Raw genomic sequence first — 16,444 nt, forward strand, 5'->3', positions numbered from 1 at the left:
GGTCATGCCAGCATGCATGCCTACACCGCCATTCATCCTGGCCGGCGGAATTAAGGGCTGATTCAACGCCGGCGGCTGAAGCTGCCTGCATACCCGTCCTCTGGGGGGACCCATCATGAAAACGCGCCTGATGCTTGCCGGTGGCCTGCTGCTGGCCCTGACCGGTTGCACCACCTATGACTATGTCGGTGGCCGCGGCGGTGGCTACTACCACGGTGCGCCGTCGGTGGAGTACCGCTACCCCTATGGCTACCCGGCCGACTACGGCTATCCGTATTACGGCGGCGGTGGCTATTACGGCTATGGTGGCCCGTACTACCAGCGGCCGATCTACCGCCCGCCGCACCACAACCACCGCCCGCCACCGCGTCCCGGCAACGGCGGCGAAAACCGCCCGCCACCGCCGCCGCGCCAGAACAATGGCGGCTCGCCCTGGCGCAACATGGATTCGATGCGTCGACCGCCGCAGCCTGCACAGCGGGTCGAGCGCCCCTCGCCGCCGCCGCAGGCGCGTCCGGCTCCGGCTCCGCGTGCGCCGAGGATGAACAGTTCCCCCTGGCGTGCCATGGATCGTGAGAGATAGCGCACAGTTGACGCTTGTTCCATCTTGCATTTCACACGGTCCAAGCCTCAATCTACGCAGGTGGTGACGGCCAGCGTCACAAAGTGACAAAAGCGTTAAGGGCCCGTCCCAAACAGCTCTACGTCGATATCCGACAGGAACATCTGGATCCCCCCTGTTCCGGCCCTGTCGGATGTCGGCACCTTTAAAGACGAACGGCCCCGCACTGCGGGGCCGTTTGTTGTTTGGGACACCGGGGCGCGCGGGCAGTAGATCCACGCCATGCGTGGATGCCGCGTTCCCAGCCGCCCCAAAAAACAGGGCCGGACAGTCCCCCGACTGCCGGCCCCTCTGCTTCCCCACCGTGCGCCTGTACCGGCCCCTGTTCCAATTCCGGTCACCAGCGCCTGCGGCGCCAGCCACGGTGGGTGCTATTGGGTTATCTGCAAAAATCCTGCCAACTTTAGGGTTGATTTCGACGCCGGCCGGCCGGCGCCAACGTCCCTGCCCCGATTGGCGCTAAAATCGCCACCCCCGGCGCCGTCTCCGGCTGCGCCTGCCCCTTGCTGAACAGCCCCCATGATCGATTCCTTCCATCGTTACGACGTCATCGTCATCGGCGGTGGCCACGCCGGCACCGAGGCCGCGCTGGCTGCGGCCCGTACCGGCGTGCGCACCCTGTTGCTGACCCACAACATCGAAACGGTGGGAGCGATGAGCTGCAACCCGGCCATCGGTGGTATCGGCAAGGGCCATCTGGTCAAGGAAATCGACGCCCTCGGCGGTGCGATGGCGCATGCCGCCGACCGCGCCGGCATCCAGTGGCGCACCCTCAACGCCTCCAAGGGCCCGGCCGTGCGCGCCACCCGCTGCCAGGCCGACCGCAACCTGTACCGCATGGCGATCCGCGCCATCGTCGAGGGACAGGCCAACCTGACCGTGTTCCAGGCGGCGGTGGATGACCTGGTCATCGAGGGCGACCACGTGCGCGGGGTCATCACCCAGACCGGCCTGCGTTTCGATGCCGAGGCCGTGGTGCTGACCGCCGGCACCTTCCTGGCCGGCAAGATCCACGTCGGCCCGACCCAGTACGCAGCCGGTCGAATGGGCGATCCGCCCGCCACCACGCTGGCTGCACGCCTGCGCGAGCGGCCGTTCCAGGTGGACCGCCTGAAGACCGGCACGCCACCGCGCATCGACGGCCGTTCGCTGGACTACAGCGTGATGGACGAGCAGCCCGGCGACACGCCGCGCCCGGTGATGTCCTTCCTCGGCTCGGTGGATGAGCATCCGCAGCAGGTCAGCTGCTGGATCACCCACACCAGCGAGCAGACCCACCAGATCATCCGCGACGCCCTGCACCGCTCGCCGCTGTACAGCGGCCAGATCGAAGGCATCGGCCCGCGCTACTGCCCCTCCATCGAGGACAAGGTGGTGCGCTTCGCCGAGAAGGCCAGCCACCAGATCTTCGTCGAGCCCGAAGGCCTGGGCATCGTCGAGATCTATCCCAACGGCATTTCCACCTCGCTGCCGTTCGACGTGCAGCTGGAGATGGTGCGCAGCATCCGTGGTTTCCAGAACGCGCACATCACCCGCCCCGGCTATGCCATCGAGTACGACTTCTTCGATCCACGCGGGCTGAAGGCCTCGCTGGAAACCAAGCTGGTCAACGGCCTGTTCTTCGCCGGCCAGATCAACGGCACCACCGGTTATGAGGAGGCTGCCGCACAGGGCCTGCTGGCCGGCCTCAACGCCGCTCGCCAGGTGCGTGGCCTCGAGGGCTGGTGCCCGCGTCGCGACGAAGCCTACCTCGGCGTGCTGGTGGATGACCTGATCACCCACGGCACCAACGAGCCGTACCGCATGTTCACCAGCCGCGCCGAGTACCGCCTGCAGCTGCGCGAAGACAACGCCGATCAGCGCCTGACCCCGACCGGCCGCGACATGGGCCTGGTCGATGATCGTCGCTGGCGGGCCTTCGAAACCAAGCAGGCTGCCGTAGCCGCCGAGCGCACGCGCCTGGGCGCGCTGTGGGCCACGCCGGCCAATGCGCTGGGCCGCGAAGTGCAGGAAACGCTGGGCGTGGCGGTCAGCCGCGAAACCAACGTGCTGGACCTGATCAAGCGCCCGGAACTGGATTACGCGCAACTGATGCGGGTGCCCTCGCTCGGCCCGGCCGTGGCCGATGGCAAGGTGGCCGAACAGGTGGAGATCGGGGTGAAGTACGCCGGTTACCTGGATCGCCAGCGCGAGGAGATCGAGCGCCAGCAGCGCCATGAAGCAACGCCGATTGCCGGCGATTTCGACTACGCCATCGTGCGCGGGCTGTCGGCCGAAGCGCTGCAGAAGCTCGAGCGCGTGCGTCCGCAGACCATCGGCCAGGCCCAGCGCATTCCGGGCATGACCCCGGCGGCGATCTCGCTGCTGCTGGTGCACCTGGAGCGCGCACGGCGCGGACGCGTGGCATAGCCCCGATGATCGCGTGCGCCGGGCATGGCCTGGCGCTACACGTATCCGCCTGCTGCCTGTAGAGTCGATCGGCTCGACGCAACAACAGCAGGAGCTTCCTTGCATGGACGGCATCCATCCGATCGCGGCGGACAAGCGCGCCGCCATCCTGGCCACCCTGGCCGACATCGAACGCACGCACGACGTGCGCGTGCTGCTGGCCTGCGAATCGGGCAGCCGCGGCTGGGGTTTCTCGTCGCCGGACAGCGACTACGATGCACGCTTCATCTATGTGCACCGCCAGCCCTGGTACCTGAGTGTCAACGAGAGCACCGGCCCGGGCGAGGCGCAGCGCGATGTGATCGAACTGCCGATCGACGACGAGCTGGACGTCAGCGGCTGGGATTTGCGCAAGGCACTGCGGCTGGTATCCAAGTCGAACCCGACGCTGATCGAATGGCTGCGTTCGCCGATCATCTACCAGCAGAACGATGCTGCCGTGGCGCAGCTCTGGGAGGCTGCCCAGCGCTTCTACTCGCCGCTGGGCAGCTGGTGGCACTACATGAGCATGGCGCGCACCACGTACAGCCGACATCTCGGCGGCGGGGCCATCAGCACCAAGAAGTATCTGTACGTGCTGCGCGCGCTGCTGGCCTGCCAGTGGATCGAAAGCGAGTCCAGCCCACCGCCCATGGCATTCGAGCATCTGCTGGAGCGTTTGCTGCCGGATGGCCCGGTACGCGGGGCGATCGAAGCGCTGCTGGTGGTTAAGCGTGCCAGCGCCGAAGTGACAGCCGGTCCCCGCATCATCGCCATCAGCGACTACATCGACCAGGAAATGGCCACGCGCGCCGAGGGTCCGCAGTTGCCCGCCGGGCATGGCGATGGTCCATGGCTGGATGCCCTGTTCCGGCAGATGCTGGCCGAACACGCGCAGCACTAAGGGGTAGTGCCGGCCGCTGGCCGGCAACCCGATGCACCTTCGGCAGAACCTCTGCAGTTGCCGGCCAGCGGCCGGCACTACCGGCAGGGCTGAGTGCTGCACGCGGTATCATCATCGCGATTGCCCTGCTCTTCCGGAGATGCCGATGACCCCGCTGCGCCCCTTCCGCGACAAGATGCCGGTGCTCGGCCAGCGCGTGTATGTCGATCCGGCCTGCACGATCATCGGTGATGTCGAACTGGCCGATGACGTATCGATCTGGCCGGGCACGGTCATCCGTGGCGACGTCAATTTCGTGCGCATCGGTGCACGCACCAATGTGCAGGACGGCACCATCATCCACGTCAGCCACCACAGCCCGTACAACAAGGCCGGCTACCCGACCCTGATCGGCGAAGGCGTCACCGTCGGCCATGGCTGCATCATCCACGCCTGCAGCATCGGCGATTACAGCCTGATCGGCATGGGCGCGTGCATCCTCGACGGTGCCCGGGTCGAGCGCCATGGCTTCGTCGGTGCCGGTGCGGTGGTCGGCCCCGGCAAGGTGGTGGGCGAGGGCGAGCTGTGGGTGGGCAACCCTGCCCGTCCGGCGCGCACGCTCAGCGACAAGGAGATCGAGTCGCTGCACTATTCGGCCGACCACTACGTGCGGCTGAAGGACGAATACCTGGGCTGAGGCCGCCTCGCCGATGGCCGGGCTCTGCTAAAGTCTGGGCCCGACCAGGAACCGTCGAGACCCCCATGCCCGTGGCTGCACGCCGGAGAGGACTCCAGCGCCCACTTCGGCGGCCATCGTGCTGATGGCCGCGCCGATGCTCGATACCTACCGCGAGGTGGTAACGCCGGAAGGCGTGCCGCTGCAGTTGCCTGCGGCGGGCCCGATGCCGCGTGCGCTGGCCTGGCTGATCGACCTGGCCGTCCGCTTCGGCGCGCTCACCGCGCTGTCCATTCCGCTGGCCCTGCTCGATGAGTTCGGCCGCGGCCTGTACATGGCGCTGATGTTCCTGCTGATGTGGGCCTACCCCATCGTCTGCGAAGCGCTGTGGGGCCGTACCCTCGGCAAGCGCGTGCTGGGCCTGCGGGTGCTCGCGCAGGATGGCGCGCCGGTGGGCTGGATGGCCTCGATCACCCGCAACCTGCTGCGCACCGTGGACATGCTGCCTTTCGGCTACGCACTGGGCCTGATCAGCAGCCTGTTCGATCCGCATGGCCGCCGCCTGGGCGATCTGGTTGCCGGCACGATGGTGGTACATGCACCGCCGCATTACCTGCCGCCGCCGGCCACCATCGACAGCGCGCTGGCGCCGCCGCAACCGCTGCGGCCGGAGGAGCAGGCGGCGGTGATGGCCTTCGCCGAGCGGGCGCCACGCCTGTCACCCGCACGCCAGCAGGAACTGGCCGGCATCGCCGAGCCGTTGACCAGCGCGTCCGGCCAGGTCGGCGTGCTGCGCCTGTATGCAATGGCCAACTGGTTGCTGGGACGACGATGAAGCAGGAGCAGTTCGTCGCCCGCCATCAACAGGAATGGCATGACCTGGAGCAGTGGCTGCAGCATCGCGCCGGTGCCTCGCGTCGGCGCCGGCGCAGGCCGGGCGCGGAAGAAGCCGGCGATGTCAGCTTCCCGCAGCGTTACCGACGGCTGTGCCAGCAGCTGGCGCTGGCCCGCGAACGCGGCTACAGCCCGCAGCTGGTGCAACGCCTGCAGCAGTTGATGCAGCACGGCCATGGCGTGCTGTACCGCACGCCGCCGACCCGCTGGCGGCGCGCGCTGGAATTCCTGGTTGCTGATTTTCCGCTGCTGGTGCGCAGCCAGGCGCGCAGCATGTGGGCAGCGCTGGCGATGTTCGCAGTGCCGGCGCTGGCCTGCTTCGTGCTGGTGCAGGTGTACCCGGACAGCATCCACCTGCTGATGGACAACGGCCAGATCGCCGAGATGGAGCGCATGTACGATCCATCCGCCGAGCGCCTGGGCCGCGACAGCGGCACCGACTGGATGATGTTCGGCTACTACATCATGAACAACATCAGCATCGCCCTGCGCACCTTCGCCAGCGGCCTGCTGGCGGGGTTGGGCACGCTGCTGGTGCTGCTCTTCAATGGCATCACCATCGGCGCGGTCGCCGGCCACCTGCAGCACATCGGCCATGGCGGCCCGTTCTGGCGCTTTGTGGCCGGCCACGGTGCATTCGAGCTGACCGCGATCGTGATTGCCGGCGGCGCCGGCCTGCAGCTGGGCATGAAACTGCTGGCTCCCGGGCGGCGGCGCCGCCTGGATGCGCTGGTCGAAGGCGGGCGCATCGGCGCGCGGCTGTGCCTGGGCGTGGCCTTCATGCTGCTGCTGGCCGCGTTCGTGGAAGCGTTCTGGTCCTCCATCGCCGACATTCCGGCTGCAGTGAAGTTCAGCGTGGCCGGGGTGCTGTGGGCCGGCGTGCTGCTGTGGCTGTGGCGCGGTGGACGCGGAGGTGGCCATGCGGATTGACCACCTGGACGTGGTGCTGCGCGCGCGCAGCAGCTGGGAAGCGATGGAGCTGGGCAGCGCGCTGGCCCGCCGCCACGCACGCGGTGTGTGGGGCAGCTGGCTGCTGGCCAGTGCACCGTTGTTCGTGCTGTTCAATGCACTGGCCTGGTGGCTGGATGCCTTCGGCTGGGCGTGGCTGGCGATGTGGTGGTGCAAACCGTTGTTCGAACGCGCCCCGCTGTACGTGCTCTCGCGCGGCATCTTCGGCGAACGGGTCGGCCCGCGCGATGCGCTGCGCGCACAGCGGCAGTGGGGCGGCAGCGGCTTCTGGGGCTATCTGGGCTGGCGCCGGTTCAGCGGCCTGCGCAGCCTGTGCCTACCGGTCAATCTGCTGGAGGGCAATGCGCCCGCCCAGCGTGGCCCGCGCCGGCGTGCAGTCGCCGCCGGCGCTGCGGGCCCTGCGCTGGTGCTGGCGGTGATCTGCCTGGCATTCGAACTGGTGCTGGTGGTGGGCGCGATCGCCACTATCTTCATCTTCATCCCGCTGGAACTGCTGCCCGAATCCTGGCGCGCAGCGTGGGCGATGGTCAGCGTGGAGGCGCCTGCGTGGGCCAAGCTTGGCCTCAACCTGTTGTGCTGGCTGGCGGCGGCGCTGATCGGGCCGTTCTACGTGGGCGCCGGCTTCGGCCTGTACTTGAACCGACGCACGCAGATGGAAGCCTGGGACGTGGAAATCGCCCTGCGCCGCCTGCGCGAACGCCTGCTGCCGGTCGCCTCTTCGTTGGTGCTGCTGTTGTGCCTGGCGCTGCCGTTGGCGCCCGTGCACGCACAGGACGCCGACACGCCGGACGCCGCGCAGACCACCACGGCCAACGCCGATGAAGACGCAGAAGCGGAAGACGCTGAAGAAGCCGAGGAAGCCGAAGAAGCGGCCACTGCGGAAAACGATCCGCCCAATACACCGGCGGTGATCTTCGGCGACACGCCGGTGGATACCGCTGGCTTCCGCCAGGCCGTGAACCGCGCCTACGAAGATCCGTTGCAGCGGCCGACGCGGCAGGTCAGCCGATGGAAGCCGATCGAAGACGCCGCCGAGAAGCAGAAAGACAAGAAAGAGCTGCAGAAGGACAGCAGCAGCAACGCGGACCGTACGTCGCGCAAGAGCGGCCAGTTGTGGCTGGCCCGGCTCGCCGAATGGGGCCTGTGGGGGCTGCTGGGGGTCCTGCTGCTGGTGCTGCTGTTGACCGCGCGGCTGTGGCTGCCGTGGTTGCGCGGTTCCGGCCGCCGCAAGGAAAAGCAGGCACCGCAGATCACCGAAGAGCAGGTGGAAATGCCGGTGGTGCTGCCGCCGGATGTGGCGACCCAGGCCGGGTTGCTGTGGGACCAGGGACGGCCACGGCAGGCGCTGGCGCTGCTCTATCGCGCCAGCGTGCGCACGCTGGTGGAGCGCACCGGCATCGCGTTGCCGCCCGGTGCCACCGAAGCACAGTGCCTGCGTGCCTCGCGGCGCATGTCCGACAGCACCGACCGTGAACTGTTCGCGCGCATCGTGCGCATGTGGCAGTACGCCGCCTACGGCGGGCGCCTGCCTACCCGCAGCGATTTCGACGCGTTGGCCAGCACGCTGCGCCAGCAGTACGGGTGGCAGGCATGAGCCCGCGCCTGTTCTGGTCGTTGCTGCTCGGCGCGCTGGTCCTGCTCGGGGTGCCGCTGACCATCCTGTTCCTGCGCACGCATGAAAAGGTGACCGAGACCGTCGTGCTGCCGCCACAGGGCGAAGCCAGCTACAACCCGCTGTATGTGCTGGGCCAGGCGCTGCGCGCCGACGGCATCGAGGTGCAGTCCCGGCAGCGACTGGACCTGGCACAGATGCCACTGGCCGCCACCGATACGGTGGTGCTGCTGCAGGATACCGCCGACATGCCGCCGCGCACTGCGCAGGCCCTGCTGGACTGGGTCGGCACGGGTGGCCATCTGCTGCTGCGCACGCAGCCACCGGCCGAGGACGATGCCAGCAGCACGCAGGGCCCCCTGCTGGACAGGATCGGCGTGGACAGCCTGTTCCATGGCAGCGACTGCCAACCCTTCCACGTGGTGGATGATCCCAGCCACGTCGAGTTCTGCGGCGGCCGGCGTTTCAGCCTGGGCTTCCAGGCCAACGCCACGGCCGAGCGCCGCTGGGGTGGCCAGGAAGGACTGGTGTTCGCGCGCCTGCCGCACGGCAAGGGCCGCATCGACGTGCTGGCGGACATGGACGTCATGCGCGGTGAAGGCCCGTCCGCATCAACACGCCGCCGCACGGTCGACGCCGATGCCGTTGCCCGCGATGGCCTGCATGACCTCTCGCACCGCGACCTGACGCGCTACCTGCTCGATCCCAACTATGGGCGCGGCACGATGTGGCTGGTGTACGGCAGCCGCCCGCCATCGCTGGGCGCGCGCATCTTCTACCAGGGCTGGCCGCTGTGGGTGCCGCTGCTGCTGGCGATCCTCGGCTGGCTGTGGTCACGCGCGCAACGCTTCGGCAGTGCCCTGCCCGCGCCGGTGGTCGAACGCCGTTCGTTGCTGGAACACGTCCGCGCCAGTGGCGAACTGCTGCTGCGCTTCGGCCATGGCACGCGCCTGTACCTGGCCGTGCAGGCGCTGTTCCTGCACCGCTTGCGCCTGCGCGCGCCCGTCGCTGCGGCACTCGACGGTGCTGCGCGCGACCAGGCCATCGCCGCAGTGTTGCAATGGCCCGTCAGTCGAGTCGCCAGTGCCCTCACTCCGCCTTCGCCGCATGATTCCTCCGCCCTGCGCGAGCGCATCCGCTTGCTGCTCCAGATGAGATCCCTGCTATGACCGATGCCCCTGAACTTCCGGCGGCCGCCACCGCCCGCCTGATCGAACGCGTCGACGCCATCCGCCAGGCCGTCGGCCACGCCTTCATCGGCCAGGCCGATGTGCTCGACCAGATCCTGGTCGCCCTGCTGGCCGGTGGCCACGTGCTGATCGAAGGCGTGCCCGGCCTCGGCAAGACCCTGCTGGTGCGCGCGCTGGCGCAGGCACTGGAACTGGACTATGGCCGCGTGCAGTTCACCCCCGACCTGATGCCCAGCGACGTCAGCGGCCATGCGGTGTACGACCCGAAGAGCGAGAGCTTCAAGATCCGTCGCGGCCCGGTATTCACCAACCTGCTGCTGGCCGACGAGATCAACCGGGCCCCGGCCAAGACCCAGTCCGCGCTGCTGGAAGTCATGCAGGAAGGCCAGGTCACCATCGAAGGCAAGGCCTTCACCCTGGCACCGCCGTTCATGGCGCTGGCCACGCAGAACCCGCTGGAACAGGAAGGCACCTATCCGCTGCCGGAAGCGCAGCTGGACCGTTTCCTGCTGAAGGTGCTGATCGACTATCCGCAGCTGGAGGACGAGAAGCGCATGGTCGCGGCGATCACCAGCGGCCGTGCCGCCAGTGATTTCGACCTGAGCCAGGTGCCGCGCGTGCTCGGTGCCGGCGAACTGTTGGCGTTGCAGCAGGCCACCGCGGCAATCACCGTGGATGACGAAGTGATCGACTACGCGGTGCGCATCGTCGCCGCCACCCGGCAGTGGCCGGGCATCGCCGTCGGCGCCGGCCCGCGCGGCAGCATCGCCCTGGTGCGTGCCTCGCGCGCGCAGGCGGTGCTGGCCGGTCGTGACTTCGTCACCCCCGATGATGTGCGCGACATCGCCCGCCCTGCCCTGCGCCACCGCATTGCATTGGCACCGGAGCTGCAGATCGAAGGCCAGGGTGCCGACGACGTGCTGGGTGCGCTGCTGGCCAAGGTGGAAGCGCCGCGCCGATGAGGCCTGCGCCGCTGCTGCTGGCGTTGTTGTTGGCCTGGGCTGCGCTGGGCGGCGTGGTGCTGGCCGGGCTGCTGCCACGCTGGAGCTGGGCGCTGGCCGGCGCACTGGTTGCGGTGGTGGCACTGGTTGATCTGTGGCGGCAGCGGCGACGACCATCGCCCAGCGTCGAGCGCGACGTGCCCGAGGCCCTGGCACTGGGCGTGCGCCGCGAGATCGGCCTGCGCCTGCAGTCCGGGCAGGCCATGCAGGTACAGGTATTCGATCTGGTGCCAGGCGGTTGGCCACTGGAATCACTGCCGCAACGCGTGCAGTTGCGGGCGGGCCATGCCAGTTCGCTGCATTACCACGTGCAGCCGCAGCAGCGCGGTCGCTTTGCCTTCGAAGGCGTGCAGCTGCGCATCCGCTCGCCATGGCGGTTGTGGTGGCAGCAACGCACGCTGCCACCGGCGCTGGAGGTGCGGGTCTATCCCAACTTCGTGCCACTCACCCGATTTGCGCTGTTCAGTGCCGACCAGGCCTCGCGACTGGTCGGTGCACATGTGAAGCGCCGCCGTGGCGAAGGCACCGACTTCCACCAGATGCGCGAGTACCGCATCGGCGACAGCCTGCGCCAGCTCGACTGGAAGGCCACCGCCCGCGCCCGCAAGCTGATCTCGCGCGAGTACCAGGACGAGAAGAACCAGCAGCTGCTGCTGATGCTCGACAGCGGCCGGCGCATGCTGGCAAGCGAAGGCGGGCTCTCGCATTTCGACCATGCCTTGAACGCCTCGCTGGTGGTGGCCTACCTGGCATTGCGCCAGGGCGATGCTGCCGGCCTGTTCGCGGTAGGCGGCGAGCGTCGCTGGGTGGCGCCGCAGCGCGGCATGGACACGGTGCAGCACCTACTGCGCGCCAGCTACGACCTGCAGCCGCAGGCCGTGGCCACCGATTACCTGGCTGCCGCCACCGAAGTCTCACTGCGCCAGCCCCGGCGCGCGCTGGTGATGCTGGTCAGCAACGTGCGCGACGAGGACATCGAAGACCTGCTTGCGGCGGTGCGCCTGCTGCAGCGCCGTCATCTGGTGTGCGTAGCCAGCCTGCGCGAGCGCGAGCTGGATGCTGCGCTGGAAGGTGAGGTGCACACGGTGGAAGATGCCGCGCAGGCCGGTGCCGCCGCGCTGTACCTGCAACAGCGCGCGCAGGCGCATGACGCGCTGCGTGCCGAACGGGTGATGGTGCTGGACGTCACGGCCGATGCCCTGCCCGCCGCGCTGGTGGAGCGCTATCTGGCGGTGAAGCGCGAAGGGCTGCTCTGACCTGTCGGACCGCTGCGCTCGCCGGGCGTGGCCCGGCGCTACCGACGCTCCGCCTTGGTAGATGCCAACCTTGGTTGGCACACCATCAACGGCGCCGACCAAGGTCGGCCTCTACCCACAACGGTTGCCGGCCAGCGGCCGGCACTACCCCTGCAGCAAGCGCTTCTGCAACCGCTCCACCGCGCGCTGCAGCAGCACGCGATGCCGCGCCAATTTCATCCACTGCGGCAGCCGCGAGATCATCGAGCGATGATGCCCTTTGGTTTCACGCAGTGTCGCGACGGCGTACTCATGAAGCGCCTGCAGATGCTCCGCGTTGTAGGCCCACAGCAAGCCCGCACGGGTGGGTTCAACAAGATGCAGCGGCAGGCCGAAGTGCGGATCAGCCGGCTCGGCATCGCGCAGCGGGGTGGCCGACACGTCGACATCGCTGCTGCGCCCACATTGCCCACATCGTGCGGGAAAGGTGGCCGGCGAACGAACGCCCGACGCGATCCGGCGATGCACGTACAGCCATTGGTGCCCGCAGTACCCGCACGGCCGACGCCCCTGCATGCACACCGCGCCCACCCAGTCGCCACTGTCCAGCGCAACGCTGCAGCCGGTGCAGCGGAAACGCACCGTCCAACGGTAGGGCTGCCAGCTCGCCAGCACCCAGCCCGGCGTATCGCAGCGGTGGCAGCGCACCGCGATGCGATCGGCGAACGCATTCAGGCCGCGACCATCGTCGAAATGACGGCCCGGCACGGGAGCAGGACGCCCGCGCCGACCGGGCGGGCGTTGCACCGCCATCAGACGTAGATCCGCGTCGGCGCTTCGTCGATGATCGCGTGCGGCACGAAGCGCGCACTGTCGCGGGTGATCGCGCTGTCGTCCTCGCGGATGCCGATGCCGCAGGCGTGGTCGCCGATCACCCAGCTGCCGATCAGCGGGTAACCGCCTTCGAAGCGGGTGAGCGGATGCGCACGCTGGAGGATCGCCGGACCGTCGTACGGACCGTCGCTGCGCTGCGTGCTGCCGTCGGCCAGGTGCATCTCGATGTTGGCACCTTCGCGCGAGAACAGCGGCTTGCGCACCCAGCCCGAGGCCAGCGCGCTGCCGTCATCGAAGTGTGCTTCCAGCAGGTTCGGATGGCCGACATTGCGCTGCCACAGCAGCGGCAGGATGCCCTTGTTGCTCAGCACCGCCTTCCATGCCGGTTCCAGCAGCTGCACGCCCGAGCCCGGCAGCGCGCGACCGAATTCCTCGGCCATCAGGTCTTCCAGCGGGTACAGCTTGAACAGCGTGCCGATGACCGTATCGTCCAGCGCGGTGAAGCGCCCGTCTTCGGACAGGCCGATGTCCTCGATGGCGATCGCCTGCCCGTGCAGGCCCGTCTGCGAAGCGCAGTCGCGCAGATACTCGACCGTACCGCGGTCTTCGTCCGAGCCGCCCACCGCACTGAAATACAGCGGCGGCGGCAGCTGCGTGGCCAGTTCGCCGAAGCGTTCGACCAGGGCTTCATGGATCGCGTTGAACTGGTCGGCGTGCTGCGGCAGGCGGCCGGCGTTGCGCTGGTCCTCCAGCCACTGCCACTGGAAGAAGCTGGCTTCGAACAGCGAGGTCGGCGTGTCGTAGTTCAGTTCGTACAGCTTGGCCGGGCCGGTGCCGTCGTAGGCCAGGTCCAGGCGCCCGTACAGGTGCGGCTGGCGCTGGCGCCAGCTGTCGGCGATCCAGTCGCGGTAATGCGCGGGGATCGCCAGCTGGTCCATCAGGCGCTCGCTGGCGATGACATCGCCGACCAGGTCCATCGCCATCTGGTGCAGTTCGGCGCTGGGGTCTTCGATGTCCTGCTCGATCTGGCGCAGGGTGAACGCGTAATACGCGCTTTCATCCCAGTACGGCTGGCCGTCGATGGTGTGGAAGCGGAAACCGGCTTCCTCCGCGCGCGCCCGCCACTGGGCGCGCTCGGCAATACGGATACGTTGCATGGGTCGATCAGCCGCCGACGCTGCTGCCGCTGCGGCGCGCACTGGTGCTGCCGAAGCCGCTGCGGCTGGCGGTCACCGCACGGTTCGGTTCGCTGCTGACCGGGGCCAGCCCGGCCTTGCCCGCGCCGATGCCGCTGGCGGTGTTCAGGCCGCCGCTGCCGCCCGGGGCAGGACGCGCCCAACCGGCGCTCTTGTCCTGGTAGGCCGGTGCCGAAGCCGGCGCCTGCGGGGCCAGGCCACCGCGGTTGCTCAGCATCTGCGACATGAAGAAGCCCATCATCATCGGACCGATGAACGAGGTGCCGGCCGAGGTGTGCTGCTGCACGCACTGCTCAGGCTTGTAATCCTGTTCGCAGGCTTCCTTGGTCGCGTACTTCGGCGCTGCGTCGGCAGACTTCTTCTGCGCCTCGGCAAACGCATTGCGGCACGCCGAAGGATCAGCGGTAGCCGTGGTGCAGGCCTCCACCGAGGTATACAGGCCTTCCTGCACCTGCACCTGCTCTTCCTTCTGGCAGGCAGTGAACAGCAGCGGCGCAGCGCTCATCAGCAGCAGCGCGGTGGTGCGGGAACGTTTCATGGCCTCATGCCTTCAAGTCGGAACAATGCCCCATCATGCCAAATCCGGGCCAACAACCGGAATCGGCAAAGTGGGAAAGATGAACGGAATTTCATTTTCGTTGTCATCCCGAGCTTGATCCACGCATGGCGTGGATCTACTGGCCCACGGCCACCTGTCGGAGGCGGGGTGGGTCCGGTGGCGGGGGCGTGAGCGCCATGGGCCCGAGGCATGCCTCGGGCGGGTTGGGCAGGACGCCCAACCCCGGTCTTGCCGTGTGCGCAGGACAGCGCACACGAGCAAGGCGCGACCGAGCCTACATGGACGTATTTACGGCGTCCCCCGCCACCGGACCCACCCCGCCATCCCGCGGATAGCCCGCTTTTGATTTTGACGTTGACGTTGATTCGGCAGGTGCAGGGCGCAGCCCGGCCGGACCGCCTCCGGTGGTTGCAGCAGCAACCGAAAAAATTGGCCATGATCAACCGACCCCCACGTCGTACGGCCCGCCCGTTCCGCCAGCCATGCCCGAATACCGCTCCCGCACCTCCACCGCCGGCCGCAACATGGCCGGTGCCCGCGCCCTGTGGCGTGCCACCGGCATGAAGGATGGCGACTTCCACAAGCCGATCATCGCCATCGCCAACTCCTTCACCCAGTTCGTGCCCGGCCACGTGCACCTGAAGGACCTCGGCCAGCTGGTCGCGCGCGAGATCGAACAGGTCGGCGGCGTCGCCAAGGAATTCAACACCATCGCCGTGGACGACGGCATCGCCATGGGCCACGACGGCATGCTGTACTCGCTGCCCAGCCGCGAGATCATCGCCGACGCCGTCGAATACATGGTCAACGCCCACTGCGCCGATGCGCTGGTGTGCATCAGCAACTGCGACAAGATCACCCCCGGCATGCTGATGGCGGCGCTGCGCCTGGACATCCCGGTGGTGTTCGTCTCCGGCGGACCGATGGAAGCCGGCAAGACCAAGCTGTCCGAGCACAAGCTGGACCTGGTCGACGCGATGGTCGTCGCTGCCGATGACAGCGCTTCGGACGAGAAGGTCGCCGACTACGAGCGCAGCGCCTGCCCGACGTGTGGCTCGTGCTCGGGCATGTTCACCGCCAACTCGATGAACTGCCTGACCGAAGCACTGGGCCTGTCGCTGCCGGGCAACGGCACCACCCTGGCCACGCATGCCGACCGCGAAGCGTTGTTCCGTCGCGCCGGCCGCCTGATCGTCGAACTCTGCCACCGCTGGTATGGCGGCGAAGACCCGCGTGCGCTGCCGCGCGGCATCGCCACCCAGGCCGCGTTCGCCAACGCCATGACCCTGGACATCGCCATGGGCGGCTCGACCAATACCATCCTGCACCTGCTGGCCGCCGCGCAGGAAGGCGAGGTCGACTTCGACCTGACCCACATCGATGCACTGTCGCGGCGCGTGCCGCAGCTGTGCAAGGTGGCACCGAACACGCCGAAATATCACATCGAGGACGTGCACCGCGCCGGTGGTGTGTTCGGCATCCTCGGTGAACTGGATCGCGCCGGTCTGCTGGATACCTCGGTGCCGACCGTGCACAGCGCCACGCTCGGTGAAGCACTGGATCGCTGGGACGTGATGCGCAGCGACAACGACACCCTGCACACCTTCTTCAAGGCGGGTCCCGCCGGCATTCCCACCCAGGAGGCCTTCAGCCAGGCCACGCGCTGGCCGTCGCTGGACCAGGATCGCGCCGAAGGCTGCATCCGTGCGCTGGAACATGCCTATTCGCAGGAAGGCGGGCTGGCCGTGCTGCGCGGCAACCTTGCCGTCGACGGCTGCGTGGTGAAGACGGCAGGCGTAGACGAATCGATCCACGTGTTCGAAGGCAATGCGCGCGTGTTCGAAAGCCAGGACGCCGCCGTGGCCGGCATTCTTGCCGATGAAGTGAAGCCCGGCGACGTGGTGGTGATCCGCTACGAAGGCCCGAAGGGCGGCCCGGGCATGCAGGAGATGCTGTACCCGACCAGCTACCTGAAATCGAAAGGCCTGGGCAAGCAGTGCGCATTGCTGACCGACGGCCGATTCTCCGGTGGCACCTCGGGCCTGTCGATCGGCCACGTTTCGCCGGAAGCGGCCAGCGGCGGTGTGATCGGACTGGTGGAGGATGGTGACCGCATCCGCATCGACATCCCGGCGCGGCGCATCGACCTGCTGGTGGAGGAGGCGACGCTGGTCCAGCGCCGCGCCGACGCCGATGCACGGGGCTGGAAGCCGCGCGCACCGCGACCACGCAAGGTCACCAGCGCGCTGAAGGCCTATGCCCTGCTGGCCACCAGCGCCGACAAGGGCGCCGTACGCAACACCGCCCTGCTGGGCGACTGAAGACCGGTAGTGCCGGCCGCTGGCC

General features: G+C 68.2%; 14 protein-coding genes. 11 read left to right on the forward strand and 3 right to left on the reverse strand.

Annotated features, from left to right (window positions below; all coding sequences use genetic code 11):
- The first annotated feature begins 115 nt into the window (after positions 1–115).
- The 10 genes from CLM74_RS20310 to CLM74_RS20360 all read left to right on the forward strand — a co-directional run bounded on the left by CLM74_RS20310 (position 116) and on the right by CLM74_RS20360 (position 11,530).
- Complete coding sequence (locus tag CLM74_RS20310; RefSeq protein WP_032952020.1) at positions 116–583, forward strand: hypothetical protein; 468 nt, start codon at positions 116–118, stop codon at positions 581–583.
- 558 nt (positions 584–1,141) lie between these two features.
- The gene (gene mnmG, locus CLM74_RS20320) at positions 1,142–3,031 is read left to right on the forward strand and encodes a tRNA uridine-5-carboxymethylaminomethyl(34) synthesis enzyme MnmG (RefSeq protein ID WP_025877509.1); all 1,890 of its coding nucleotides are present in this window, start codon (positions 1,142–1,144) and stop codon (positions 3,029–3,031) included.
- 103 nt (positions 3,032–3,134) lie between these two features.
- The gene (locus tag CLM74_RS20325) at positions 3,135–3,953 is read left to right on the forward strand and encodes a nucleotidyltransferase domain-containing protein (RefSeq protein WP_105164834.1); all 819 of its coding nucleotides are present in this window, start codon (positions 3,135–3,137) and stop codon (positions 3,951–3,953) included.
- Between the two features lie 145 nt (positions 3,954–4,098).
- Positions 4,099–4,629, forward strand: a complete 531-nt coding sequence (locus tag CLM74_RS20330) for a gamma carbonic anhydrase family protein (protein ID WP_059065523.1) — start codon at positions 4,099–4,101, stop codon at positions 4,627–4,629.
- A 124-nt stretch (positions 4,630–4,753) separates the two neighbouring features.
- Entirely contained in the window at positions 4,754–5,443 is a 690-nt protein-coding gene (locus CLM74_RS20335) for an RDD family protein (protein ID WP_032976856.1), read from the forward strand.
- Positions 5,440–6,432, forward strand: coding sequence for a stage II sporulation protein M (locus tag CLM74_RS20340; protein ID WP_032976855.1), 993 nt, complete (start codon positions 5,440–5,442; stop codon positions 6,430–6,432). Before CLM74_RS20335 ends, CLM74_RS20340 begins: the two co-directional genes overlap by 4 nt.
- Positions 6,422–8,065, forward strand: a complete 1,644-nt coding sequence (locus CLM74_RS20345) for a DUF4129 domain-containing protein (RefSeq protein WP_105165062.1) — start codon at positions 6,422–6,424, stop codon at positions 8,063–8,065. The genes CLM74_RS20340 and CLM74_RS20345 overlap by 11 nt, the downstream gene beginning before the upstream one ends.
- Positions 8,062–9,252, forward strand: a complete 1,191-nt coding sequence (locus tag CLM74_RS20350; RefSeq protein ID WP_025877518.1) for a DUF4350 domain-containing protein — start codon at positions 8,062–8,064, stop codon at positions 9,250–9,252. The genes CLM74_RS20345 and CLM74_RS20350 overlap by 4 nt, the downstream gene beginning before the upstream one ends.
- Positions 9,249–10,235 (forward strand): MoxR family ATPase, encoded by a 987-nt coding sequence (locus CLM74_RS20355; RefSeq protein ID WP_025877520.1) that lies wholly within the window; start codon positions 9,249–9,251, stop codon positions 10,233–10,235. The genes CLM74_RS20350 and CLM74_RS20355 overlap by 4 nt, the downstream gene beginning before the upstream one ends.
- Complete coding sequence (locus CLM74_RS20360; protein WP_025877522.1) at positions 10,232–11,530, forward strand: DUF58 domain-containing protein; 1,299 nt, start codon at positions 10,232–10,234, stop codon at positions 11,528–11,530. Before CLM74_RS20355 ends, CLM74_RS20360 begins: the two co-directional genes overlap by 4 nt.
- Before the next feature lie 144 nt (positions 11,531–11,674).
- Here CLM74_RS20360 and CLM74_RS20365 read toward each other — a convergent pair whose 3' ends face one another.
- Genes CLM74_RS20365 through CLM74_RS20375 form a run of 3 tightly spaced genes read right to left on the reverse strand, consistent with a single transcriptional unit; the run spans position 11,675 to position 14,077 of the window.
- Positions 11,675–12,322, reverse strand: a complete 648-nt coding sequence (locus CLM74_RS20365; protein ID WP_105164835.1) for a hypothetical protein — start codon at positions 12,320–12,322, stop codon at positions 11,675–11,677.
- Positions 12,322–13,500, reverse strand: a complete 1,179-nt coding sequence (locus tag CLM74_RS20370; RefSeq protein WP_088101840.1) for a glutathionylspermidine synthase family protein — start codon at positions 13,498–13,500, stop codon at positions 12,322–12,324. Before CLM74_RS20370 ends, CLM74_RS20365 begins: the two co-directional genes overlap by 1 nt.
- A gap of 7 nt (positions 13,501–13,507) precedes the next feature.
- A complete protein-coding gene (locus CLM74_RS20375) occupies positions 13,508–14,077 on the reverse strand; it encodes a DUF1190 domain-containing protein (protein ID WP_032976852.1) in 570 nt (189 codons plus the stop codon).
- Positions 14,078–14,580: 503 nt separating this feature from the next.
- Here CLM74_RS20375 and ilvD point away from each other — a divergent pair.
- Positions 14,581–16,419: a dihydroxy-acid dehydratase gene (ilvD, locus tag CLM74_RS20385; RefSeq protein ID WP_025877530.1), complete on the forward strand. Its 1,839-nt coding sequence runs from the start codon at positions 14,581–14,583 to the stop codon at positions 16,417–16,419.
- Positions 16,420–16,444 lie beyond the last annotated feature (25 nt).

This window comes from Stenotrophomonas sp. MYb57 (assembly GCF_002966815.1).
GTDB lineage: Bacteria > Pseudomonadota > Gammaproteobacteria > Xanthomonadales > Xanthomonadaceae > Stenotrophomonas > Stenotrophomonas indicatrix.